This window comes from Paraburkholderia phytofirmans PsJN, from assembly GCF_000020125.1.
GTDB classification, from domain to species: Bacteria; Pseudomonadota; Gammaproteobacteria; order Burkholderiales; family Burkholderiaceae; genus Paraburkholderia; species Paraburkholderia phytofirmans.
The window spans coordinates 3,469,827-3,491,706 of sequence record NC_010681.1 but is presented as its reverse complement, the minus strand read 5'-3'; the positions used below and the strand labels follow the sequence as shown (position 1 = coordinate 3,491,706).

Annotated in this window: 22 protein-coding genes and 3 tRNA genes; 12 read left to right on the top strand and 13 right to left on the bottom strand. The window is 60.5% G+C overall.

Going from position 1 to position 21,880, the window contains the following annotated elements:
• Window positions 1–25 precede the first annotated feature (25 nt).
• Both hemL and BPHYT_RS15370 read right to left on the bottom strand, forming a co-directional pair.
• Window positions 26–1,309 (bottom strand): glutamate-1-semialdehyde 2,1-aminomutase, encoded by a 1,284-nt coding sequence (gene hemL, locus BPHYT_RS15375; RefSeq protein ID WP_012434065.1) that lies wholly within the window; start codon window positions 1,307–1,309, stop codon window positions 26–28.
• 139 nt (window positions 1,310–1,448) lie between these two features.
• Window positions 1,449–1,934, bottom strand: coding sequence for a hypothetical protein (locus BPHYT_RS15370; protein WP_012434064.1), 486 nt, complete (start codon window positions 1,932–1,934; stop codon window positions 1,449–1,451).
• Window positions 1,935–2,192: 258 nt separating this feature from the next.
• Here BPHYT_RS15370 and BPHYT_RS15365 point away from each other — a divergent pair, with 258 nt between their 5' ends.
• The 3 genes from BPHYT_RS15365 to BPHYT_RS15355 all read left to right on the top strand — a co-directional run bounded on the left by BPHYT_RS15365 (window position 2,193) and on the right by BPHYT_RS15355 (window position 4,345).
• Window positions 2,193–3,413 (top strand): Bcr/CflA family multidrug efflux MFS transporter, encoded by a 1,221-nt coding sequence (locus BPHYT_RS15365; protein ID WP_012434063.1) that lies wholly within the window; start codon window positions 2,193–2,195, stop codon window positions 3,411–3,413.
• Window positions 3,414–3,532: 119 nt separating this feature from the next.
• Window positions 3,533–3,763, top strand: coding sequence for a hypothetical protein (locus tag BPHYT_RS15360; protein ID WP_012434062.1), 231 nt, complete (start codon window positions 3,533–3,535; stop codon window positions 3,761–3,763).
• A 177-nt stretch (window positions 3,764–3,940) separates the two neighbouring features.
• A complete protein-coding gene (locus tag BPHYT_RS15355) occupies window positions 3,941–4,345 on the top strand; it encodes a RidA family protein (RefSeq protein ID WP_012434061.1) in 405 nt (134 codons plus the stop codon).
• Window positions 4,346–4,537: 192 nt separating this feature from the next.
• Here the strand turns inward: BPHYT_RS15355 and BPHYT_RS15350 are convergent, their stop codons facing one another.
• Both BPHYT_RS15350 and BPHYT_RS37305 read right to left on the bottom strand, forming a co-directional pair.
• On the bottom strand, window positions 4,538–5,128 hold the full coding sequence (locus tag BPHYT_RS15350; protein ID WP_012434060.1) for a hypothetical protein: 591 nt from the start codon (window positions 5,126–5,128) through the stop codon (window positions 4,538–4,540).
• Window positions 5,129–5,358: 230 nt separating this feature from the next.
• A complete protein-coding gene (locus tag BPHYT_RS37305) occupies window positions 5,359–6,225 on the bottom strand; it encodes a DUF2971 domain-containing protein (protein ID WP_167315750.1) in 867 nt (288 codons plus the stop codon).
• A 1,326-nt stretch (window positions 6,226–7,551) separates the two neighbouring features.
• Here BPHYT_RS37305 and BPHYT_RS38695 point away from each other — a divergent pair.
• The gene (locus BPHYT_RS38695; RefSeq protein ID WP_012434057.1) at window positions 7,552–7,698 is read left to right on the top strand and encodes a hypothetical protein; all 147 of its coding nucleotides are present in this window, start codon (window positions 7,552–7,554) and stop codon (window positions 7,696–7,698) included.
• A 91-nt stretch (window positions 7,699–7,789) separates the two neighbouring features.
• Here BPHYT_RS38695 and BPHYT_RS15340 read toward each other — a convergent pair.
• The 4 genes from BPHYT_RS15340 to rph all read right to left on the bottom strand — a co-directional run bounded on the left by BPHYT_RS15340 (window position 7,790) and on the right by rph (window position 10,541).
• A tRNA-Ser gene (locus BPHYT_RS15340) sits at window positions 7,790–7,879 on the bottom strand.
• 55 nt (window positions 7,880–7,934) lie between these two features.
• Window positions 7,935–9,164, bottom strand: coding sequence for a radical SAM family heme chaperone HemW (gene hemW / locus BPHYT_RS15335; RefSeq protein ID WP_012434056.1), 1,230 nt, complete (start codon window positions 9,162–9,164; stop codon window positions 7,935–7,937).
• Window positions 9,161–9,808, bottom strand: a complete 648-nt coding sequence (rdgB, locus tag BPHYT_RS15330; RefSeq protein ID WP_012434055.1) for an RdgB/HAM1 family non-canonical purine NTP pyrophosphatase — start codon at window positions 9,806–9,808, stop codon at window positions 9,161–9,163. Before rdgB ends, hemW begins: the two co-directional genes overlap by 4 nt.
• Window positions 9,801–10,541: a ribonuclease PH gene (rph, locus tag BPHYT_RS15325; RefSeq protein WP_012434054.1), complete on the bottom strand. Its 741-nt coding sequence runs from the start codon at window positions 10,539–10,541 to the stop codon at window positions 9,801–9,803. The genes rdgB and rph overlap by 8 nt, the downstream gene beginning before the upstream one ends.
• A 210-nt stretch (window positions 10,542–10,751) precedes the next feature.
• Between rph and BPHYT_RS15320 the strand changes: the two genes are divergently transcribed.
• From BPHYT_RS15320 to BPHYT_RS15300, 5 genes are all read left to right on the top strand, one after another.
• Window positions 10,752–11,675, top strand: a complete 924-nt coding sequence (locus tag BPHYT_RS15320) for a YicC/YloC family endoribonuclease (protein WP_012434053.1) — start codon at window positions 10,752–10,754, stop codon at window positions 11,673–11,675.
• Between the two features lie 18 nt (window positions 11,676–11,693).
• Window positions 11,694–12,374 carry a guanylate kinase gene (gene gmk, locus BPHYT_RS15315; RefSeq protein ID WP_012434052.1) on the top strand — a complete coding sequence of 227 codons (681 nt, stop codon included), beginning with the start codon at window positions 11,694–11,696 and terminating at the stop codon, window positions 12,372–12,374.
• Window positions 12,375–12,434: 60 nt separating this feature from the next.
• On the top strand, window positions 12,435–12,638 hold the full coding sequence (gene rpoZ, locus BPHYT_RS15310; RefSeq protein WP_006025620.1) for a DNA-directed RNA polymerase subunit omega: 204 nt from the start codon (window positions 12,435–12,437) through the stop codon (window positions 12,636–12,638).
• Window positions 12,639–12,788: 150 nt separating this feature from the next.
• Window positions 12,789–15,146: a RelA/SpoT family protein gene (locus BPHYT_RS15305; RefSeq protein WP_012434051.1), complete on the top strand. Its 2,358-nt coding sequence runs from the start codon at window positions 12,789–12,791 to the stop codon at window positions 15,144–15,146.
• 108 nt (window positions 15,147–15,254) lie between these two features.
• The gene (locus BPHYT_RS15300) at window positions 15,255–15,764 is read left to right on the top strand and encodes a phage protein NinX family protein (RefSeq protein ID WP_012434050.1); all 510 of its coding nucleotides are present in this window, start codon (window positions 15,255–15,257) and stop codon (window positions 15,762–15,764) included.
• A 113-nt stretch (window positions 15,765–15,877) separates the two neighbouring features.
• Here BPHYT_RS15300 and BPHYT_RS15295 read toward each other — a convergent pair.
• Both BPHYT_RS15295 and BPHYT_RS15290 read right to left on the bottom strand, forming a co-directional pair.
• Window positions 15,878–15,954, bottom strand: a tRNA-Arg gene (locus tag BPHYT_RS15295).
• A 79-nt stretch (window positions 15,955–16,033) separates the two neighbouring features.
• Window positions 16,034–16,110 (bottom strand) — tRNA-Arg (locus BPHYT_RS15290).
• A 120-nt stretch (window positions 16,111–16,230) separates the two neighbouring features.
• Here BPHYT_RS15290 and greB point away from each other — a divergent pair.
• The gene (greB, locus tag BPHYT_RS15285) at window positions 16,231–16,800 is read left to right on the top strand and encodes a transcription elongation factor GreB (RefSeq protein WP_012434049.1); all 570 of its coding nucleotides are present in this window, start codon (window positions 16,231–16,233) and stop codon (window positions 16,798–16,800) included.
• 118 nt (window positions 16,801–16,918) lie between these two features.
• Here the strand turns inward: greB and BPHYT_RS15280 are convergent, their stop codons facing one another.
• Both BPHYT_RS15280 and BPHYT_RS15275 read right to left on the bottom strand, forming a co-directional pair.
• On the bottom strand, window positions 16,919–18,064 hold the full coding sequence (locus BPHYT_RS15280) for a porin (protein ID WP_012434048.1): 1,146 nt from the start codon (window positions 18,062–18,064) through the stop codon (window positions 16,919–16,921).
• A gap of 530 nt (window positions 18,065–18,594) precedes the next feature.
• Window positions 18,595–18,843: a hypothetical protein gene (locus BPHYT_RS15275; protein WP_012434047.1), complete on the bottom strand. Its 249-nt coding sequence runs from the start codon at window positions 18,841–18,843 to the stop codon at window positions 18,595–18,597.
• A gap of 415 nt (window positions 18,844–19,258) precedes the next feature.
• Between BPHYT_RS15275 and BPHYT_RS15270 the strand changes: the two genes are divergently transcribed.
• Both BPHYT_RS15270 and BPHYT_RS15265 read left to right on the top strand, forming a co-directional pair.
• A complete protein-coding gene (locus tag BPHYT_RS15270) occupies window positions 19,259–19,462 on the top strand; it encodes a cold-shock protein (RefSeq protein WP_012434046.1) in 204 nt (67 codons plus the stop codon).
• A 352-nt stretch (window positions 19,463–19,814) separates the two neighbouring features.
• Window positions 19,815–20,966 (top strand): exonuclease domain-containing protein, encoded by a 1,152-nt coding sequence (locus BPHYT_RS15265; RefSeq protein WP_012434045.1) that lies wholly within the window; start codon window positions 19,815–19,817, stop codon window positions 20,964–20,966.
• A 129-nt stretch (window positions 20,967–21,095) separates the two neighbouring features.
• Here the strand turns inward: BPHYT_RS15265 and BPHYT_RS15260 are convergent, their stop codons facing one another.
• Entirely contained in the window at window positions 21,096–21,692 is a 597-nt protein-coding gene (locus BPHYT_RS15260) for a chorismate mutase (protein WP_012434044.1), read from the bottom strand.
• Between the last annotated feature and the right edge of the window lie 188 nt (window positions 21,693–21,880).

Here is a 21,880-nt window from a genome sequence, read left to right as displayed (position 1 = left end):
TTAGCGGTAGGTTGTCTCGCCGGCTTCAGGCCGCGAGCGACGCGAACGCGCCGCGCGCGGCGTCGATCGTGGCGTCGACGATTGCGTCGTCGTGAACGATCGAAACGAAGCCCGCCTCATACGCCGAAGGCGCGAAGTACACGCCGGCGTCGAGCATCTTGTGGAAGAACGCGTTGAAGCGCGGCACGTCGCTCTTCGTGACTTCTGCGAAGCTGGTCGGGATCGAGTCGGTGAAGTAGAGGCCGAACATGCCGCCGAGCGAATCGGCCGCGAACGGCACCTTGGCTTCGCGCGCCACGTTCGCGAGACCCTGCACGAGGCGCGCGGTGCGCGTGGCCAGCGTGTCGTAAAAGCCCGGCGCCTGGATCAGTTGCAGCGTTTTCAGGCCGGCGGCGACCGCGATCGGGTTACCCGAGAGCGTGCCCGCCTGGTAGACGCCGCCGAGCGGCGCGAGATGGGCCATGATGTCGCGCCGGCCGCCGAAAGCCGCTGCCGGCATGCCGCCGCCGATCACCTTGCCTAGGCACGTCAGATCCGGCGTGATGCCGTAGACCTCTTGCGCGCCACCCAGGGCGACGCGAAAGCCGCACATCACTTCGTCGAAAATCAACACCGAGCCGTGCTCGGTACACAGGCGCCGCAAGGCTTGCAGGAATTCGGGCGTGGCGCGCACGAGGTTCATGTTGCCGGCCACCGGCTCGACGATCACCGAGGCGATCTCGTTGCCGAACGCCTTGAATGCTTCTTCGAGTTCGGCAACGTTGTTGTACTCGAGCACGGTGGTGTGCTTGGCGATATCTGCCGGCACGCCCGCCGAAGTCGGATTGCCGAAGGTCAGCAGGCCCGAGCCGGCCTTGACCAGCAGACTGTCCGCGTGGCCGTGATAGCAGCCTTCGAACTTGACGATACGGCTACGGTTCGTGAAGCCGCGCGCAAGGCGCAGCGCGCTCATGGTCGCCTCGGTGCCGCTCGACACCATGCGGACCTGTTCGATGGAGGGCACCAGCTTGCAGATTTCTTCGGCGATTTCCACTTCCGATTCGGTCGGCGCACCGAACGAGAATCCGTTGCCCAGCACGCGCTGCACGGCTTCGAGAACTTCCGGATGGACGTGGCCGAGGATCATCGGGCCCCATGAGCCGATGTAGTCGATATAACGCTGACCGTCCGCATCCCAGAAGTACGGGCCTTGCGCGCGCTCGATAAAGCGCGGCGTGCCGCCGACCGAGCGGAAGGCCCGCACCGGCGAGTTCACGCCGCCGGGAATGGTGCGTTGCGCGCGTTCAAAAAGGGTTTCGTTTCTGGACATGGCGATGACTGGAATTGGGGTTGCGCAGCAACGCGGATGGCCTCTCGGCGAGTCGCGCGGCACTGGGATAGGTGGGGAAATTGTACCGGAGTCAGCGTGAACAGGTTTTCCGGATGCGCCTGCGCAGCGGGCCGCTTGCTTAGTTTTTGTGCGTGGGTCCCGTCGGCGTGTCGAACTTCGGCGGCTTGCGCTTGCCGGTCAGTTCCGCCCAGCGCTTTTCCAATGCGCCTTCGGCCATCGGCTTGATCACGGTGCCCGAGCTCTGCGCGTCCCACGTCTGTACGGAGAAACGATGCGTGCGCAACATCTCGCGCGGAATCACCACACCTTCATGTGCATCGACGAGCCAGTCGTACACGAAGTCGATGCACAAACGGTAGCCGCGCTTCGTGGCCGGATCGGGGACCTCGTACGGCGCGCGCGTCACATAGCCGGAGCCGAAGATACCCTTCGGTTCCTGCGCCACGCGATGCAGGAACACGCGGTCGCCCGGCAGGATGCTGCGCGCAAATCCGCAGCCCCACGCGTCGGCCACCGCGACGCCCGCAACCACGCGTTTGGCCACGTCGGGCAACTCGGGCCATGGCCATTTCTTGGGGCTCCAGATCAGCAGGAATGCGGTCATCGCGTGGTCGCGTACAGAATGGTCGGGAAGGGCGCTGCGCAAAGATTTGCGCGTTACCCGAAGCGCTCAGGCGGCAGCTTAACCGATCGGCAACGTGGCTGCCGCGCGTTGTCGACGCCGCACGTGCGTCTTTGCGACTTGGTCCAGAGCCCGGCTGTCGTATTAACCGTCGCGTACAATTGAGGCTGTCAAGTTGCTGTTTTCCCCGTTTCACCTGTTCCGCTGCCGATAACGGCGCGGCGCTTCATCTGGATTCCCATGTCTCACGTCGCCAGAAGCCGGCCCGATGGCCGGCTGATTCTGTTGCTCGGTGCGCTTGCCGCATGCGGGCCGATTTCCATCGACATGTATCTGCCGAGCCTGCCGACCATCGCGCAGGCGTTCGCCATCAGCACCGGCGCCGCGCAGACCACGCTCACCAGCTTCATGTTCGGCTTTTCGATCGGCATGCTGCTCTATGGTCCGCTGTCGGATACCTATGGCCGCCGGCCCGTATTGCTCGGCGGCATCGTCATGTACGCGCTGGCTAGCGTGGCCTGCGCGATGTCGTTCTCGATCGGCTCGCTCGTGACGTTCCGCTTCGTGCAGGCGCTGGGCGCGGGCGCCGCCTCGGTGCTGGCGCGCGCCATCGCACGCGACGCCCACGGTCCGACCGATGCCGCTCGCGTGTTGTCGATGCTTGCCATCGTCACGTCGATCGGACCGTTACTCGCGCCGCTCATCGGCGGACAGTTGCTGCTGCTCGGCGGCTGGCGCGTGGTGTTTATCGTGCTGACGCTGTTCGGCACGGTGTGCGCAATCACTGCGTTTCTCAAAGTGCCGGAAACCTGGCCGCGTGAGAAGCGTGCGCACTCGGCGTTGCTGAAGTCATTCGGCGCGTATGGCAAGCTGCTACGCGATCCGGTTGCGTGGGGGCACATGCTGTGCGGCGGCATGGCGTTCGCGTCGATGTTCGCGTACATCACCGCGACGCCGTTCGTCTACATCGAATATTTCCATGTGTCGGCGCAGCATTATGGCTTTCTGTTCGCGCTGAATATCGTCGGCATTATGTTCGGCAACTTCATGAATACGCGGCTCGTCGGCCGGCTCGGTTCGCTGCCGATCATTTCTTTCGCCGCGACCGTGAGCTGCATTGCGTCGCTGTTTGTCTGTCTCGTGTCGCTGACCGGCTGGGGCGGTCTGTGGTCGATCGTGTTCGGGCTGTTCTTTGTGGTCGGCGTGGTCGGTCTTCTGTCCGCCAACTGCACGACCGATTTGATGCATCGCTATCCGCAGAATGCCGGCGCCGCGGCCGCCGTGTTCGGCGCCGTGCAGTTGGCGCTTGGCGCGTTGTCGAGCCTTGCTGTCGGACTCTGGCAGGACGGTTCGCCCAAGGGCATGGGCGCGACGGTGGGCGTGGCGGGCTTGCTGTGTTATCTCGGCCGGATTCTAGTTGTTAGGTGGCACGGGACCAAGGCGCCTGTCGCTGCTGCGTGAGGACTGACGAAGCGCAACCCGCGTGGCGTCTACGGAAAACACCAGGTGTTGCGTGCGCGCGACCGTGCGTTTGAATTTCCGTTGCTATGATGGACCCACTGTTCCTCGGAGCGGCATTCATGGCGATCAGAGATTTGATGAACGGCGAACGGCAACACGCTGCTTTCGCTGAAGCGCAGAAGCTGGCGGACAGCGGCGCCTATCACGATTACACAGACATCGAATACGTCTTGCGCTTTGATTTCGGGTTGTCTGATGTATCAACGCTGCTCGACAGTCAGTTGATGCATCGCGATCTGAACCGCCGTTGCGCGGATGCGCGCGAGAAGCTTGAGCTGCTTGGCGTGTGATGTGCGCGGCACATTTGTAAAAGCGTGTTGATGTGAGGCGCTGTGCTTCGCACTGGCAGCGCTAGCGTTGCATAGCTGCTCGTGCGATCGCTCAACGCTTTTACAAAAACGGGATGCTGCCGAGCGGATGAATCGCAGGCAGTGTCATGTGCCGTCCTCACATCTGGAGTGTTATTCATGGCTGGTAGCCAGCACGACCTGCATCTGCCGCATATGGACAATCCCGCTACGCTTTCGCAGCCGGGCGGTCACTACACTCATGTCGCGGTCGCAAATGGTTTCGTGTTCGTCTCGGGACAATTGCCGATCACGGCGCAAGGCGACAAGCTATCCGAGGCCTCGTTCGAGGTTCAGGCAGAACAGGTGTTAGCCAATGTGCAAGCCGCTTTGGAACGCGCCGGTAGCGGCGTTGCGCAACTGGTTCAGGTACGCGTCTACATTGTCGATGTCGAGCATTGGATGAGCTTCAATCAGATCTACGCGCGTTGGGCCGGTGAAGCACGGCCCGCACGCGCAGTAGTGCCGGTCCCGCAGCTGCACTACGGTTTCAAGATCGAGGTCGAGGCGACCGCGCTGGTTTAGCTTTTGGTACTGACCTGGTGTCTTGAGTGTTGGCGTGTGCTCAGCCGCGCAGCGCGTTCCCTCTGGGGCTTCAACCTTTGAAATGACTAAGCGCCTTTTGATCGGCAGGCGGTCGATTTTCTTGTGTTCCATATTTCCCCGCAGTAGGCACTTGTAGATGGTAACCTTCCCCCCGTCCCAGCAAGAAGTGAATTATCGACGCCGGTCGATCGCGGCGAGTTGCTGGCGCAATTCCTTTATCGCGTTTTCCAGCTGAACCTCAGCACCCGACAGCAGCATGTTTTCTTCGACACTCCACGGGAACTCGGTGCTTTGAGGGATGCGAATTTTGAGGCGCTCGACGAGCCACGAGACATGCAGGATGGCGCTTGCCGCCTCCGGGCAGGCGAGGTCATGCAGGGGAATATCCTTCAGCGCGTCGCCAAATCGAACGAGCGATGAATACTGTTCTTCACGCGTGGATTGCTGACCGAAGAACTTACCCCATTGTTCCCTATCGGGCATAAGACTCGCTGATCCGGCGATCATTTCGAAGAGGTTTTTTGCCAGTTCCAGCCGAGAGATGCGCTCTACTAGAGCGCGTTCAAATTCAGTGCGACGGTCACGCTCATATTGTTGTTTCGAAACGAACCACGCAATAAATATAGCGCCAACGGAACCGAAAGCCTGCGCCCAGGCAGCCCAGTCCGAACTTTGAGAAGGAGGCTTCGTCAGAAACGCACAGCCAAACACACCTAGAAATGCTCCCCCGCCGAATAGTGCCGCCGCCTGAAGTTTTTTCATGCTTGAGATCCAAAATTTTCAACGCCGGTGATACAGCCGATCCTTGAGTGTCGGAAGGAGCACAAGCGGCGCAGTGTGAAGCGCACGTCAATGATTTTGTTTCGGTGGTTCGCTGGAGTCCCCCGGCAAGCTAAGTGCATTGAGATGTGCAGGCAGGCGCTACAGTTCCCACAGATACCGGACATGAGATCGATCGCCCGCATGGGTCGGCGAAGCGAAGGATTGCTCGGTCACGAGCGGAGCGCAAAGGCGTCTGGCGCTGTCGGGAGTAGGTGGCAACTAAGCTCCCGTGGTTGTCGGAAGCTTAGTTCGTTTGGATCGACGGATGGATGACGGTCGCCCCTTCCATCCCGCTGGTGGCTTTTTTTTCCATGTGGAAATACTCCGATTGCATACTTTTCGCGAGCAAGATGCGCGTCGAACATCTGGGGGCGGCCGCCACCGACGGCTGCACGTCGATCAATCAGCTCTTTGACTGTCGTCTTGCTTTCGTCTGAGCATCGAGCGCCGAAGATGATCCCAACTAATGCGGCCCGATCGAAAGGAAAAATGGTCTTTGCCGCGCCGGGTACGAGAATCCGACTTTCCTGCTCGTACGCCCATTCAGTGCTTTTCTTCAATAGCGCACGTATGGCATCGACCCTTTCAAGGTCAGTCCACTCCATCGAAGGGTAGTCATCGCCGTACTCGACAGGAAAAGCGCGCATAAATACATCTGGATCGGCTGGAACATAGAAGATGAGGCAGACTCCGGCATGGTTGTTTGCGTAATGAGCCCACATCAGCAAGCTGCGCGGCGTTTCCGCCATAGAATAAATTCCAAATGCGTTTGCATTGATGTCAAAGCTTCGTTGTGCTCGCCCCTGAGCCCGGTCCAGAGTCAGCATGTCGCGATAGAGTTCGTTGCGATGCTTAACCCCCCGGCTGATAGATTGACTGCCCCGGCTCGCCCTTACCCTTGTCTTGAGCTGCTCCAGTCGCCGTTTGCGATCCCGCAGATCGGGGCTTACGCGAGCGATACACTGAGCATCAAATGGATCGTTAAACTGCTCTCGGGACGAGAGATAGAAGGTCGAACTCAGCAACAGCGGTTCCAAGTGCTGCTTCGTCGCATCCCGATATTTGTAAAGCAGTCGTGGGTAGCTACTTCGCTGGTTTAAAACTTTGCGAGCTGCCCATCGCGAGTCCCCAAGTAACAATTTCTTTCGCATCATTTTTAGCTAGCTAGATCCTTCGCGAACTGAAAAACGAGGCCATAAAGTCGCTCCACCGACTCGCCGGCCAGCGCTTCCAATATCTCTCGGCAGACGTTCGATTGGATGGTAGGAAATCCGGGTTCATCCACGGCTGGCAGGCCTGGCATTGGTGCCAGGCCTGCCATTGACGCCATCTGCTGTAGTCAGCTACAAGCATTGCGCTTCCCCGGTTTTTCCACCTTGCGGCGCTGGACGACCGCGTAATTATCGGGCTACTACCGCTTGACCTCAAGCGGGCATGACGCACTCACACAGAGCGGTCGCTCTAGCATTTTCGGCTGACCATAAAAAGAGCCCGCTCGGGGCGAACCGCGCGGACTTTTATTAATGCGCTTTTGGACCTAGATTCCGCTCACCGATGCAGCGCTTGCAGCACTGGGAGTTCCTGCGGCCTCCTTGTAAGCCAAGCATGTCTCCCAGGCCGGTGATTGCGACGTATTCGGTTTTGCCATTCCACGCCGCAACGATTCGCTCTTTGGCCAGCATTTCAGTGAACCATCACTCGATGGGCCCAGATTGCTGGAAGAGCAACCGTTGCTGATTTGGCAACCCCAGTTATCGAAACAACAGCCGTTGTCGAATCGACCACCGCTCGGAAGGCTTGCGCCTAGGCTTCCGAGAAGCCTTCTCGAAATCCATAGGTTACTGGTGGGTTTGCAATGGGTTTACCGCGCACTCTATAATTGCACCGTCGCCCCGGAGGTCTAAACCATTCCGCCCTAGCAGCGGGAGGCACCTTATTTATACGGCGGTCACCTCTCTTACCACGGTAGGTCTGTCGATCGCCACCATGCGTCACTCCCCGTCACATCCTGGTAACGCCGATGCAACGCTGGCTGCGTTACCGACAGACTCCGTCCGCGCTCGGTGACAGAGGTTGTCACCAAGGACGGCTGGAGCATGTCCTGCGGACGTCCGAGGGACAAAGGTTATTGCCCGTCCCGAATCAGGACCAGTCCAAAAATGGGACACCCTTGCAAGGCAACGCAAATCAACGCAAGGCAACGCGATGCAACGAGGATGCTTGAAGAAATGCTTGGAGCATCCGCTAAGGACGCCCCTAGAAAATGCTTAGCAGGTGCCTAGCAAGTGCACACGGATGAAACACCAAAGGCATCACCCGTGGCCTAAAATTTAAGTGTGGCCGTGACTTTGCTGGAGGCTGCCATGAGCGACGCAATGTTGGTGACTTTGATAGGAACTATTTTGATTGTGTTTGGCACGGCGCTCTGGGTCACGACCGAGAACGAGGCGCGTCTGTCCCGCTGGTTCCAGGAGCATCATCTTCGGGACTTGATGCACCGCAGGCATTGATACCCCGCCCGAAGGACATTTTTATTTGGTGGGTTCTTTGGCGGGTAGAAACGAAAAACGGGCCAAGAGGCGCGTATTCGATAACGCATTCTGGCGGAGGCGGTGAGATTCGAACTCACGGAAAGATTGCTCCTTCGCCGGTTTTCAAGACCGGTGCCTTAAACCACTCGGCCACACCTCCAAGCCCTAAATTGTAACCTGAAAAAACCTCGTTGCGGCGCCCGCTCGATCCACAATCACTGCGGATCTTTCAGAAACAGTTCCTGCAAATCATTCAGGAACGCCTGGCCGAGCGGCGTAGGCGCGATCTTTTCGTGGTCGCGCGTGATTAGCTTGCGCCGCTCGGCTTCCTGCAAGGCCGGCTCGATCGATGTCATCGACATGCCCGTGCGCTCGATGAATCGATGCACCGGAAACCCTTCCACCAGCCGCAGCGCGTTCAGCATGAACTCGAACGGCAGATCGCGCGTCCCGACTTCGCGCTCTTCCTGCACTGCCGTGCCGGCCAACGCCCGCTCGATGAACGTGGTGGGATGCTTGTAGCGCGCCTGGCGCAGCACGCGATTCGGAAACGACAGCTTCGTATGCGCGCCCGCGCCGATGCCGAGATAGTCGCCGAAACGCCAGTAGTTCAGATTGTGCTTGCTCTGCCGATGCGGCCGCGCATACGCCGACACCTCATAACGTTCGTAGCCCGCCGCGGAGGTGCGCTCGTGAATCCAGTCCTGCATGTCGGCGGATGAATCGGCGTCGGGCAGGGCGGGCGGGAACTTCGCGAACAACGTGTTCGGTTCGAGCGTCAGGTGGTACAGCGACAAATGCGGCGGCGCGAACGACAACGCCGTCTCGACATCGGCTTGGCATTGGGCGAGCGTCTGTCCCGGCAGCGCGAACATCAGATCGAGATTGAAGTTGTCGAACGTGGTCGCGGCGACTTCGACGGCATGGCGCGCCTGCGCCGAATCGTGGATGCGGCCGAGCGCCTTCAGATGCGCTTCATTGAAACTCTGAATGCCCACCGAAAGCCGGTTCACGCCGCTCGCGCGAAACTGGGCGAATTTGGCGGCCTCGAAGGTGCCCGGGTTGGCTTCGAGTGTGATTTCCGCGTCGGCGTCGAGCGGCAGCAGCGCGCGCACGTCCGACAGCATGCGGTCGAGCCCTGCCGCCGAAAGCAGACTGGGCGTGCCGCCACCGATGAACACTGTATGCACCTGCCGCCCCCACACCAGCGGCAGCGCCATCTCCAGATCGGCGCGCAAGGCGTCGAGATACTCGTTTTCCGGGAACGTGTCGCCTTTCCATTCGTGCGAGTTGAAATCGCAATACGGACACTTGCGCACACACCAGGGGAAATGCACGTACAACGCCAACGGCGGCAGCGACGTCAGCCGGATACTGCCCGGCGACGTGAAGGCTTTGATGACGCCGTTGCCGATATCGGCGGGCGCCGGTTTGATCGGAATCACGCTTCCTCCGTGAGACGCGCGAGCAGTTGCCGCAACGCAATCGCGCGGTGGCTGCTGGCGTTCTTCACCGCCGGTTCGAGTTCGGCAGCGCTCGCGTTCAGCGGCGGCAGGAAGAAGTACGGGTCGTAGCCGAATCCATTCGCGCCGCGCGGCGCGTCCAGCATTTCGCCATGCCAGCGGCCTTCGGCGATGAGCGGCTCGGGATCGTCCGCGTGACGCACCAGGGCCAGCACGCAGAAGTAATACGCGCGCCGATCGGTTTCGCCTTGCAACGCCGAGACGAGGCGTGCGTTATTCGCCGCGTCGCTCTTCTCGCCGCCGGCAAGCTGTGCGTAGCGCGCCGAATAGACGCCCGGTGCGCCGCGCAACGCGCGCACGCAAAGGCCGGAGTCGTCGGCGAGCGCGGGCAGGCCGGTCAACTTCGACGCGTGACGCGCCTTGGTCAGCGCGTTTTCGACGAAGGTCGGATGCGGCTCTTCGGCTTCCGGCACGCTCAGTTCGCCTTGCGGGATCAGTTCGATGCCGGCCGCGCCGAGCAACGCCGCGAACTCGCGCAGCTTGCCCGCGTTGTTCGACGCCAGCACGACTTTTTTCAACGGCGCACCTGAATCGGCTGCGCCGTTGCGTTGAAAAACCTCACTCACTCTTTTGCTCCAACGCCGCCTTCTGCTTCGCGATCAGCGTATTGATGCCGTCGCTCGCCAGATCCAGCAGCGCGTTCATTTCGTCGCGGGAAAATGCCACGCCTTCCGCGGTGCCCTGAATTTCGACGAAGCCGCCCGCGCCCGTCATCACGACGTTCATGTCGGTGTCGCATTGCGAGTCTTCGTCGTAGTCGAGGTCGAGCACCGGCAGGCCGTCGTACACGCCCACCGAAATCGCCGCGACGTAATCCGTAATCGGCGAGCTTTCGATGCGGCCGGTGGCCAGCAGTTTCGCCACCGCGTCGTGCGCCGCCACGAACGCGCCGGTGATGCTGGCCGTGCGCGTGCCGCCGTCGGCCTGGATCACGTCGCAATCGATATGCAGCGTGCGCGCGCCGAGCTTCTCCAGATCGAACACCGAGCGCAGCGCGCGGCCGATCAGCCGCTGGATTTCCTGGGTGCGGCCGGTCTGTTTGCCGCGCGCGGCTTCGCGGTCGCTGCGCGTATGCGTCGCACGCGGCAACATGCCGTATTCGGCGGTCAGCCAGCCTTGGCCGCGGTCGCGCAGAAACGACGGCACGCTCTCGGCAATGCTCGCCGTGCAGATCACTTTCGTATCGCCGAATTCGACCAGCACCGAGCCTTCCGCGTGCTTCGTGTAGTGGCGCGTGATGCGCACGTCGCGCAGCTGATTGGCCTGGCGGCCGCTGGGGCGTTGGGTGTCGTTGGTCATGTTGGGATCGGTCAGGAAGAAAAGCAGGAGGGAAAGCGCGATTTTACAGCCGATCGGGCGGGGCGGCTGCCCGCGTGTGCCGGGGCTCTCCACGGGGACCTATCGTCAAAAATGGGATAATGCCGTTTCCCCGCCCCGCGTCTCGTACACGCCGGGCGATTCGACTCTCCGGCCATCGTCGAACGCATGGCCACAATCGCGAGAAATACGATGATCTACAGCATGACTGGCTATGCGAGCGCCACGCGCGAACTCGTCGCGGCCTCGGGCACAGGCGGCGTGAGCGTATCGGTCGAACTGCGCACCGTGAACTCGCGCTTTCTCGATCTGAACTTCCGCATGCCGGAAGACGTGCGCGTGTGCGAGCCCACGCTGCGCGAGATGCTGATGAACAAGTTGTCGCGCGGCAAGGTCGATATCCGTATCAACCTGCAACGCAGCGAACAGTCGGCCAATGCGGGTTCGATCAATCATGATGCGCTCACGCAACTCGCGGTGCTCGAGCGCACGGTGCTCTCGACGTTTCCGGAAGCGGAGCGGCTGCGCACCGGCGAGATTCTGCGCTGGCCGGGCATTCTGGCCGAAAGCGGCGTGGCGCCTGAAGTGCTGCGCGACGCCGTGCTCGCGTGCGGCAAGCAGGCCATCACCGACCTGATCGACGTGCGCGCCCGCGAAGGCGCGCAACTGGCGACCATGCTGCTCGCCAACGTCACCGAAATGGAAGCGATCGTCACGAAGATCACGCCGCTCGTGCCGGAGTTGATCGCCAAGCATCAGCAAAAGATTGTCGAGCGCCTGCAGGAAGCGCTCGGCATCGCCGCGCCGGATACCGCCGCGACGATCGTCTCGCGCGAGGAAATCAACGAGCGGATTCGCCAGGAAGTGACGATGTACGGCATTCGTATCGACATCGCCGAAGAACTGTCGCGCCTCACGGCTCACCTGAACGAAACGCGTCACGTGATTCAGAAGGGCGGCAAGGTCGGCAAGCGCCTCGACTTCATGATGCAGGAACTGAACCGCGAAGCGAACACGCTCGGTTCGAAGGCGGCCGCGAAGGAACTGGCGGATTCGTCAATGACCCTGAAGCTGCTCATCGAACAGATGCGCGAGCAAGTACAGAATCTGGAATAAGGCTGGAGCACCACCGACATGACCGACCATCACCACTCGCGCGAAACGCCGCGCAACCCGTACGCCGGTGCTTACCCCGGCAACCTGTTCATGGTCGTCGCGCCGTCGGGCGCGGGCAAGTCGACGCTCGTGAACGCGCTGCTCGCCGGCGACGACGCGATCCGTCTGTCAATCTCGTACACGACGCGCCCGCCGCGTCCGAAGGAACAGGACGGCGAGCACTATCACTTCACCACCGTCGACGATTTCATGAAGCGTCACGATGCCGGCGAGTTTCTCGAAAGCGCGGAAGTGCATGGCAACTACTACGGCACCTCGCGCGTTTGGATCGAGGACCAGATGAAGAACGGCCATGACGTGCTGCTGGAAATCGACTGGCAGGGCGCGCAGCAGGTGAAAAAGCAGTTTCACAACGCGGTCGAAATCTTCATCTTGCCGCCGTCGCTGGAAGCTCTGGAAGAGCGGCTGAGAAAGCGCGGCCAGGACGAGCCGAACGTGATCACGCGCCGTCTGCTGGCAGCCGGCAGCGAGATGGCGCACGCGGCGGAAGCGGAGTACGTGGTGATCAACGAGAAGTTCGAGCGCGCGCTCAGCGAACTGCAATGTCTGGTGGCCGCGACGCGTTCGCGCTTCGCCTCGCAATACGCACGCCACACGCAGCTTTTCGTGCAGCTCGGCATTCACTTGCCACACGCGTGAGCGCGGCGGTCAGCCGAGCACATAAGGTAGAATAACGTACATACTGAGAAGGAACCCAACATGGCCCGCATTACCGTCGAAGACTGCCTCAAACAGATCCCGAACCGTTTCGAACTCGCGCTTGCCGCAACCTATCGCGCGCGTCAGCTCGCTCAAGGCCACACGCCGAAGATCGAAAGCCGCGACAAGCCCACCGTCGTCGCACTGCGCGAAATCGCAGCCGGCCAAGTCGGCGTCGAAATGCTGAAGAAGGTGCCGGTTTAAGGCGCACTGTTCCGTTTTCGATTGCGCTTTTGCCACACGCATTTGCTTCATCGCTTTTTGCTTCGCTGCTTTTTTGCTTCACCGTTTCACCATAAGTAATTGCATCAACGTGCAGACCGGCGTCCAACCCTAACCGCTACGGAGGCGACCATGAGTGCTACCCCGCCCACCGCCACGGAAGTGGAACACGACGCCGACTCGCCCTCGTCTGCACGGAAATACATCGACGCGGTCCTCGAACAGTCGTTTCGCCATCTGTTCGGGCCGACCGCCACGCCGGAGCAACCGCGCCGGCATGACGTCGTCTCCATCGCCAAACTGACGTCCGTCTTGTCCGGCTATCTGCAGCCGGAAGAGATCAAGGACATCAAGTCGGCCTTCCATTTCAGCGACGAAGCCCACCTCGGCCAGTACCGCCAGAGCGGCGAGCCGTACATCACGCATCCAGTTGCCGTCGCGGAAATCTGCGCCGGCTGGAATCTCGACGCCCAGGCGCTCATGGCGGCGCTGCTGCACGACGTGATGGAAGACCAGGGCGTGACCAAGGCCGAACTCGCCGAGCGTTTTGGCGCGAAGGTCGCCGAACTGGTCGACGGTTTGTCGAAGCTGGACAAGATGGAGTTTCGTAATCGCGAAGAGGCGCAGGCGGAAAACTTCCGCAAGATGCTGCTCGCGATGGCGCGCGACGTCCGCGTGATTCTGGTCAAGCTCGCCGACCGGCTGCACAACATGCGCACGCTGGGCGCGGTGCCGCCGGAAAAGCGCCGCCGCGTGGCGCGCGAAACGCTGGATATCTATGCGCCGATCGCTCACCGGCTCGGCCTGAACAATACGTATCGCGAACTGCAGGACCTGAGCTTCGCGAACTTCAACCCGCATCGGTACGCCACGCTCGAAAAAGCCGTCAAGGCGGCGCGCGGCAACCGGCGCGAAGTGGTCGGCAAGATTCTCGAATCGGTGCAGCGCGCCATTGCCGACGCGAAGCTCGACGCCGAAGTCACCGGCCGCGAGAAAACCATCTTCAGCATTTACAAGAAGATGCGTGACAAGCAGCTGTCGTTCTCGCAAGTGCTCGACGTGTACGGCTTCCGTGTCGTGGTCGAGAGCGCGCTGGAATGCTACACCTGCATCGGCGCGCTGCATGCGCTGTACAAACCCGTGCCGGGCAAGTTCAAGGATTACATCGCGATCCCGAAGGTGAACGGCTATCAATCGCTGCACACCACGCTGGTCGGCCCGTTTGGCGCGCCGATCGAGTTCCAGGTGCGCACGCGCAAGATGCACGAGATCGCTGAGGCGGGCGTGGCCGCGCATTGGCTGTACAAGAACGGCGGCGCGGACCTGAACGACGTGCAGAAGCGCGCGCACCAGTGGCTGAAATCGCTGCTCGACATTCAGAGCGAAGCGGGCGATTCGAGCGAATTCCTCGAACACGTCAAGATCGATCTGTTCCCCGACGCGGTCTACGTGTTTACGCCGAAGTCGAAGATCATGGCGCTGCCGCGCGGCGCCACGGCGCTCGACTTCGCGTATTCGATCCACAGCGACCTGGGCAACCAGTGCGTCGCGGTGAAGATCAACAATGAACTGCTGCCGCTGCGCACCGAGTTGAAGAGCGGCGATATCGTCGAAGTCATCACGGCACCTTATTCGAAACCGAATCCGGCGTGGCTGGGTTTCGTGCGCACGGGCAAGGCGCGGTCGGCGATCCGCCATTACCTGAAGACGATGCGATTGAACGAGTCCGTGCAGCTGGGCGAGCGTCTCGTCGACCAGGCGTTGAAGGGCTACGGGTTCGCGCTGTCCGACGTGACGCCGGAAGCGTGGGAAAAGCTCGTTCAGTGGACCGGCAACAAGAACCGTCAGGAAATTTTCGCGGACATCGGTTTGGGCCGGCGTGTCGCGGCGGTCATGGCCAAGCGCATCGAAGTGTTGATGAGCGGTCGCGACGCCGACGACGACGGTTCGCGCTCCCACTCCGATCTGCCGCATGCGCCGCCGGTGGTTATCACCGGGACCGAGGGCATGTCGGTGCAACTGTCCGCGTGCTGCCGTCCGATTCCGGGCGACGACATCATGGGCTATATCGGTATCGGCCTCGGTATGGCGATCCACACCACGGATTGCCGCGTCGCGCAACGAATCCACCGTCGCGATCCGGGCCGCTGGATCGACGTCGCCTGGGCGCCGCAGCCAGGGCGTCTGTTCGACGTCGCCGTGAAGGTGCTGGTCAAGAACACCAAGGGCGTGTTTGCCCGCGTGGCGGCGGATATCACCTCAGCGGATGCCAATATCGTCCACATTGCAATGGACGAAGACCTGTCGCAGGAATCCACGGTGTTGCGCTTCGTGATCCAGGTTAGCGACCGCGTCCATCTGGCCAATGTCATGCGTCGGGTGCGCACTAACCCCGATGTCATGCGCATCGCGCGTGAACGGCCTAGCGAGGACGGCCATCACCGTCACGACGGCGGGATGCGCATCGACCGCGAGCGTGCGGATTACTGATCGTCTCAGGGCGCCTCGGGTCGGTCTCGGGTCGTTTTCATCTGCATCATTCAAATCTGAACGCGGCGGCTACGGGCGAGTCTCATCTGAATCTCAGGGAGAACACTCGTGAACGTATCCGACCTCGACGGCCTGGCACTCGATTACTGGGTTGCCCGCAGCCTGCACGACTTCGTGCGCGAAATCTACTTTACCGATAGCGGCGAAACCGTTGCGGTTCGCGGCAATGACCGCGGACGTCTATGGGATGGCCGTTTTACGCCTTCCACCTCGTGGGAAGCTGCGGCGGCAGTGCTGGAGCGCGCGCAGCGACTCGAGGTGCGCGAGCGGAGCCATCAGGGCGCGGCTCACTGCATCGCGGAATTCGAAGGTGGACACCGAACCGTGGAAGGGCGGGGCGATTCCTTGCGGATTGCCCTGCTGAGAGCATTCGTCGAGAGCCGTTACGGCGAAACCGTGGCGGATGTGCTGCATGAGGCGCAGGCGCTGTCCGGCGAGCGGGCGCAACCCATCGGTGAACGGGAAATCAGCGGCGAGCAGGCGGCAACGGCAGCGTCTTTCGGCGATGTGCCGAACCCGGATGGACAGATCGGCGATATTCAGTCGGCGCCGCGATAGCGGCTCGTGTCTTGCGAGCCCCAGCCTTGATGGCAAGGTGCTGCATTACACGCTGAGACGCAAACCGACGGACAAAAAACAAAGGGCCTTCCGATCGGAAGGCCCTTTATAGGTGGTGCGGCTGGCAGGATTCGAACCCACGACCCCTTGGTTCGTAGCCAAGTACTCTATCCAACTGAGCTACAGCCGCACGCTAAACGGGTGATGCTTACTGCACTGAAACTGGGGTAAAACGTAAGGGCCTTCCCGGAGGAAGGCCCTCGAATAAGTGGTGCGGCTGGCAGGATTCGAACCCACGACCCCTTGGTTCGTAGCCAAGTACTCTATCCAACTGAGCTACAGCCGCACGCAGAAACGAGATTATAGCAAAGGTTTCGAAAAAGGGAAGCATGTAACTGCGATTTGTCTCATAGTCGTGATCGTGTACCCTTGATAGGCAGTCGCTTGCTGCAGTTACCGGATCATCATGAACAAGGCCTTTGTCAAAGAGTCGAGCGAAGAGAATGACGACGATCTCGACGTCGCCCAGCCGGACGTTCCCGCTGGCACGAAAAACTACATCACGCCCGCCGGCTATCGGCGCATGCGCGATGAACTGCTGCATCTGATCGATGTGGATCGGCCGGAAGTGGTCAAACTGGTGTCGTGGGCGGCCTCGAACGGCGATCGCTCGGAGAATGGCGATTACATCTATGGCAAGCGCCGGTTGCGCGAAATCGACCGGCGCATCCGTTTTCTGACCAAACGCCTGGACCTCGCTGAAGTGGTCGACAGCAGTAAGCAGGAGAATGTCGACCAGGTTTTCTTCGGTGCAACCGTCGAGTATGCGACGCAGGACGGCGAGACGCATATCGTGACGATTGTCGGCATTGATGAGGTCGATCTCGATATCGGTCACGTCAGCTGGATCTCGCCGATTGCGCGTGCGCTGCTCAAGGCGAAAGTCGGCGATACGGTCACGTTGTACACGCCCGCCGGCCCGCAGCCGATCGATATACTCGACGTCAAATATCCGCCGCCGGATACGGGCGGTTGAATCACCCGCTGACGGATACCCCTTTTGCTTCCTGCCGTTCAACCCGACTGCTGACGAGGCATAAAAAAGGCGCCGCGAACGGCGCCTTTGAGCCCGCGGGTGTTACCCGCAGCTTTATTTAGAAGCGGTGACGCAAACCTGCGGTCACAGCGACTTGCTTGTTGTTGCCCGAAGCGCCCAGACCGTTGATGTCGGCATCCACGACAGCGTTTTCGTTGACTTGCTGATACTCGCCTTGCAGATACACGTCGGTCCGCTTGGACAGCGCGTACGCGGTTTGCAGGTTGAACTGATTCCAGTGCGGACGGGTGCCAGCCAGGCTCGCGCGGGTGTACGTGTACGAACCGGCAATGCTGACCGCCGGCGTCAGCGCATAGCGAGCGTTCGCTTCGAAGTTCTGGAAGTGAGCGCTGTTGTTACCGAAGGCGATGCCTCCGCTTTGACCCGAAGCGCCGGCGCCGATACCGGCGAGGCTCGACAGGTTGGTTTGCGAGTACACGAGGCCGACCGTTGCCGGGCCGAACGCGTAGTTGGCACCCGCGCCCCACGTTTGCTGGCGGCCGGCGAAGAACGTGTTGTCGCTCGACACCGCGCCACCCGAATTGAACGCCGCCGCTGCGCCGGTCGCGCCGTTGCTGTTCAATTGCAGGTAAGCGGCAGCGACGTTCAGGCCGCCCCAGTTGTACGACGCACCCGCGCTATAGGCGCGGTTGTTGGCGAAACCGTCGGCCTGGTTCGAGAAGCCATACAACGCGCCGAACTTGAAGCCGCCGTAGTTGACGCTCTGGTACTTGACCGAGTTGTTGACGCGGAACGAGTTGTTCAGGTTGTCGTTGTCGAACGGGTGCGCGAACTGGGTGCCGCCGTATTGGGTGCCGGTCAGCGCCAGCGGGCCGACATAATCGACCATGCTGTCGTATTGACGGCCGAGGGTAACGGCGCCGAACTGGTCGCTCGTCAAACCCACAAACGCTTGACGGCCGAATTCGCGACCGCCTTGCTTGAGCGTGCCGTCATTGATGCCGAAGCCGTTTTCCAACGTGAAGATGGCCTTGAGACCGCCGCCCAGATCTTCCGACCCACGCAGGCCCCAACGGCTGCCGTTCACCGAACCGCTGGTTTCCTGCCAGTTGCTATGGCCATGCTGGTTGTTCGTATAAGTAATGCCGGCGTCGATCAAACCGTACAGCGTGACGCTGCTTTGTGCATGCGCAGCGGTTGCGCAAACGCCCGTAAGGGCTGCGACCATGAGTGTCTTTTTCATCTTGTAACTCCGAGAGCGAGAGTGGGCATTGAACCCAGGCTTAAGGAGACCTTCACGCGGGACGCTGCGAGAGGCGTAATCCGAGTGAGATGCGCGTTGAACAAAATCGCGCTGGTTTCCGGTTAGGCAGAGTGTAGAGAGACACTTCGCGTAATAGACGTTCCGATTTTCGCAATAAAGTATTACGCGTTGAGAAACGATATGTGAAAGCCGATGAAGCCTTATCAATAAAGGCTTCCAGCGATTTTAGGGAGATGCAGGCGAGACCCGGATGGCGTTGCGTTGTGGATTCGCGACACGAATCGATGCAAAAAAACAACGTAATAAAACGTAAAATGAGATTGTTGTTAATGCCGCAACAGATGATTGTTGTTTATGCGAATAATCGGAAAGGAGTTAAGCCGCTATACTCAAGCTTCTGCTTTCCGAAGCAGGCTTTTTCGTTGACGAAAAAGATCTCCAAACCTTTGTCGGCGCGACTTTTCCAGTCGCGCTTTTTTTTGACTGCGCCGCGCCGATTGACGACGCGCTCAGTGGGCGGGCGCCGCGCCGTCCACTTCGTTCCAGTCGTCCGCTATCGAGACGCTCCAGTCTTCCATTACGTAGCGACGCGCGTCCATGGGGGACGACAGCAGGTTTTGCCAATGATCGCCGTGCCACATGGGATCGATTTCGAAGATCGAGGGCGTGTCCGCGACTGGCGCAGATTCTTCGGAAGTTGTCTTCGCGTGCGAGTGGATCAGCCACGTAAAGAGGCTGCGAATTTGATTGAACAGCATGGCAATCTCCCTAATGCGCGTTACTACCACTGCCGGAATCAATCATCCCGCTATGTATGTCGTGCAGCAAGTCGGACAAACACTTACTGAAAACATCTTCTGTTACATTTTGCGGCGAAAGGCTGAAAAATTTTCCGCTAAAACGCATTCTCGCGCTCAATTGAGTAATATTGACGCGGTGTGATTATTCGGGCGCGCATGCCAATATGCGATCTGGATTGTAAAGCCAATAAGTTACGGATTATCGTGCGATGTGATAATCGTATATCGAAAATTCGTTTGACGAAAATTCTTCGTTCCCCGTATAACGGCAATGCTGAATTTCGCTCGCCAGATTGAATTGCATGGCGTGGTTGTGATATTCGGTTTTCAAAGTAATGCCTAATATTTAATAAATTATCGAAGGAAAATGGAAATGGAAACCGGTATCGTCAAATGGTTCAACGATGCTAAGGGCTTTGGCTTCATCACGTCGGATTCTGGCGGCGAAGATCTGTTCGCGCACTTTTCGGAGATTCGCGCGGAAGGCTTCAAATCGCTAAAGGAAAATCAGCGCGTTTCGTTCGACGTCAAGGCCGGCCCGAAGGGCAAGCAGGCGGCGAACATCCACCCGTTGTAAGCCAGTCGACGCGGCTCGGCGTATGGTCGCGCGGCAGAGTGCACGAAAGCCTTCGCTAAACGCGGGGGCTTTTTTTATGCCTGATGTCATTTGGACGGAGGCGACTGATTTTAAATATCCGCTGGGGAATGATTTGTACGGCCAGCAAAAATTTCCCAAAAAGCTTCACCATCCTTTCTCTGTGTCCGTCGCGAAAACGAAATGACTTCGGGTTTTGCGGGAGCCTGTCGCTTATGCGGAAACGGGACCATCGCGCGCCAGCTCACTTGACGTAATGCGATGCCATTCGGGTACTCGACCGCCAACTGGTGCATACTTGCCGCAAAGCCACGCGTCCAAAGTCTCTTTTTCCATGTCTGAACAGTTTTTGCCGGAACCGGCCCTGGATGGGCCGATCGTCTTCGTCGACCTTGAAACCACGGGCGGTTCGACCGCCGAGCATCGCATTACCGAGGTGGGCGTGGTCGAAATCGGACCAGCCGGCGTGTCGCGCTGGAGCAGTCTGGTCGACCCTCAGCAGCCGATTCCCTCATTCATCCAGCAGCTCACCGGCATCACGAATGCGATGGTGCGGGGCGCGCCGACCTTCGACGTGATCGCGCCGGAGCTGTTCAAGCGTTTGAACGGCAAACTGTTCGTCGCGCATAACGCCAGCTTTGATCGCGGATTTCTGCGCGGCGAGTTTCGCCGGGTCGGACTGGCGTTCGATCCGGACGTGCTGTGCACCGTGCGCCTGTCGCGCGCGCTGTTCCCGGCGGAGAAGCGTCACGGTCTCGACGCTCTGGTCGAGCGTCACGCGCTCGTGCCGTCCGATCGCCACCGCGCGCTCGCCGACGCCGATCTCATCTGGCAGTTCTGGCAACGTCTGCACGGCCTCGTGCCGCTCGACGTATTGCGTACGCAGATCGAGCGCACCACGCGGCGCTACCGGCTTGCGGGTGACATCACCGAAGATCTGCTCGATACCGCGCCGGCCGGCTGCGGCGTCTATGCGTTCTATGGGGAAGAGGATTTGCCGCTGTATGTCGGGCGAAGCGTGCGCGTGCGTCAGCGGCTTCGCTCGCATTTGACTGGCGAGCGGCGCTCCTCCAAAGATATCCGGCTTGCGCAGCAGGTGCGGCGTGTTGAATGGCGCGCGACCGGCGGCGAATTGGGCGCCATGCTCGCGGAGGCGCAGTGGATCGCGACGCTGCGCCCCGGCCATAACCGGGTGCCGCGTGTCGCAAAGAGCGATCCTGCTGACGCGCCCTGGCCGTTCGACGGGCCGATCGTATTCGAGGAGCGTGAGGAGGCGTCGCAGGCGCGCGCGTTTCACGTCGTCGACCGTTGGTGTTACGTGGGCCACGCGGCATCGCTCGCGCTGGCAGCGGAGTTGCATGCATCGAGCGCGGCGGGTCCGTTCGAGTTGTCGACCTATCGCATCTTGCAGAGCCATCTCGCCCGCGGTTTGCGTGTGATGCCGTTGAGCGTGCCGATTGGAGCGGCGGTGGCGAGTCTTGCCTGAGGCGTTCACCAGTTCGGTCTTCAGCGACTTCGTTTTCAACCGATAGCCCGCTGTTCAAAGCGGGTTCAAGCGCGCGCCGCTTTCGCCGCCATTGGCCAGCCTCAAACTGCGCGCTTCATCTCACTCGAACTAACCCGTTGCGCCCACGCCGCCCGTTTCACACACGTGTCCGAGAGCGCGTGTCAACGCGCTCGAATGAGCCGAGTCGTAGCGCGTCAGCGACTTCCAGTTGGCCAGCGATTGCGCGACGCGCGACGGACAATCCGGTGCCGCGCGCAACGGCTGAACGCGCGCAAGGCCGGCCACGAGCGATTGCGTCAGCCGGTCCAACTGCGGTCTCGTACTGGTCGCCAGATCAGGCGCGGGTCCTTGCGGCGGCTGGCTGCGACGCCACGCGGCGAACAGCGCGTTTTGCACGTCCTTGCTGGCGTCGATCTGATCCTGAAAGAAAGCACGGGCAAACGCCGGGTCGACGTTCGCCGCCGCTGCGCGCTTCTCGACATCGGCGAGGAGGGCGTTTTCGCGCGGGGTGTCGGTGATGTCCTGGTGATTGGCCCACTTCCAGCGCGCTACGGGTTCCGCCAGTGCGAGGCGCTGCGAGGCAAGCGCGATCAGATTGGTTAGCGCGGTGTCGTCACCATCCGCGATGGCGGGAGCGGGCGCGAATGCAAGAGCAGCCAGCAGCGCGAGCATGCATGACGCGCCGAAGCGGTAAGAACGATTCATGGAAAATGGCAGTAGCCGAGCGGCCGCGGAAGAAAAACCAGAAGAATAGACGAAGCGCCGAACGTGCGTCGGTCTTCCGACGGGAAACCGTCGAACGTCAACCCGAACAGGCGAGCAACAACGGACGTCGGACCGCACGGCCGAGCGTCATCCGAATCAGACGGACTGACCCCGCGTCACGAATCGAG

Bases quoted from the DNA above. Each gene is read 5' to 3' on its own strand.
- hemL (WP_012434065.1), bottom strand. From the start codon at position 1,309: ATGTCCAGAAACGAAACCCTTTTTGAACGCGCGCAACGCACCATTCCC.
- BPHYT_RS15370 (WP_012434064.1), bottom strand. From the start codon at position 1,934: ATGACCGCATTCCTGCTGATCTGGAGCCCCAAGAAATGGCCATGGCCC.
- BPHYT_RS15365 (WP_012434063.1), top strand. From the start codon at position 2,193: ATGTCTCACGTCGCCAGAAGCCGGCCCGATGGCCGGCTGATTCTGTTG.
- BPHYT_RS15360 (WP_012434062.1), top strand. From the start codon at position 3,533: ATGGCGATCAGAGATTTGATGAACGGCGAACGGCAACACGCTGCTTTC.
- BPHYT_RS15355 (WP_012434061.1), top strand. From the start codon at position 3,941: ATGGCTGGTAGCCAGCACGACCTGCATCTGCCGCATATGGACAATCCC.
- BPHYT_RS15350 (WP_012434060.1), bottom strand. From the start codon at position 5,128: ATGAAAAAACTTCAGGCGGCGGCACTATTCGGCGGGGGAGCATTTCTA.
- BPHYT_RS38695 (WP_012434057.1), top strand. From the start codon at position 7,552: ATGAGCGACGCAATGTTGGTGACTTTGATAGGAACTATTTTGATTGTG.
- rph (WP_012434054.1), bottom strand. From the start codon at position 10,541: ATGACCAACGACACCCAACGCCCCAGCGGCCGCCAGGCCAATCAGCTG.
- BPHYT_RS15320 (WP_012434053.1), top strand. From the start codon at position 10,752: ATGATCTACAGCATGACTGGCTATGCGAGCGCCACGCGCGAACTCGTC.
- gmk (WP_012434052.1), top strand. From the start codon at position 11,694: ATGACCGACCATCACCACTCGCGCGAAACGCCGCGCAACCCGTACGCC.
- rpoZ (WP_006025620.1), top strand. From the start codon at position 12,435: ATGGCCCGCATTACCGTCGAAGACTGCCTCAAACAGATCCCGAACCGT.
- BPHYT_RS15305 (WP_012434051.1), top strand. From the start codon at position 12,789: ATGAGTGCTACCCCGCCCACCGCCACGGAAGTGGAACACGACGCCGAC.
- greB (WP_012434049.1), top strand. From the start codon at position 16,231: ATGAACAAGGCCTTTGTCAAAGAGTCGAGCGAAGAGAATGACGACGAT.
- BPHYT_RS15280 (WP_012434048.1), bottom strand. From the start codon at position 18,064: ATGAAAAAGACACTCATGGTCGCAGCCCTTACGGGCGTTTGCGCAACC.
- BPHYT_RS15275 (WP_012434047.1), bottom strand. From the start codon at position 18,843: ATGCTGTTCAATCAAATTCGCAGCCTCTTTACGTGGCTGATCCACTCG.
- BPHYT_RS15270 (WP_012434046.1), top strand. From the start codon at position 19,259: ATGGAAACCGGTATCGTCAAATGGTTCAACGATGCTAAGGGCTTTGGC.
- BPHYT_RS15265 (WP_012434045.1), top strand. From the start codon at position 19,815: ATGTCTGAACAGTTTTTGCCGGAACCGGCCCTGGATGGGCCGATCGTC.
- BPHYT_RS15260 (WP_012434044.1), bottom strand. From the start codon at position 21,692: ATGAATCGTTCTTACCGCTTCGGCGCGTCATGCATGCTCGCGCTGCTG.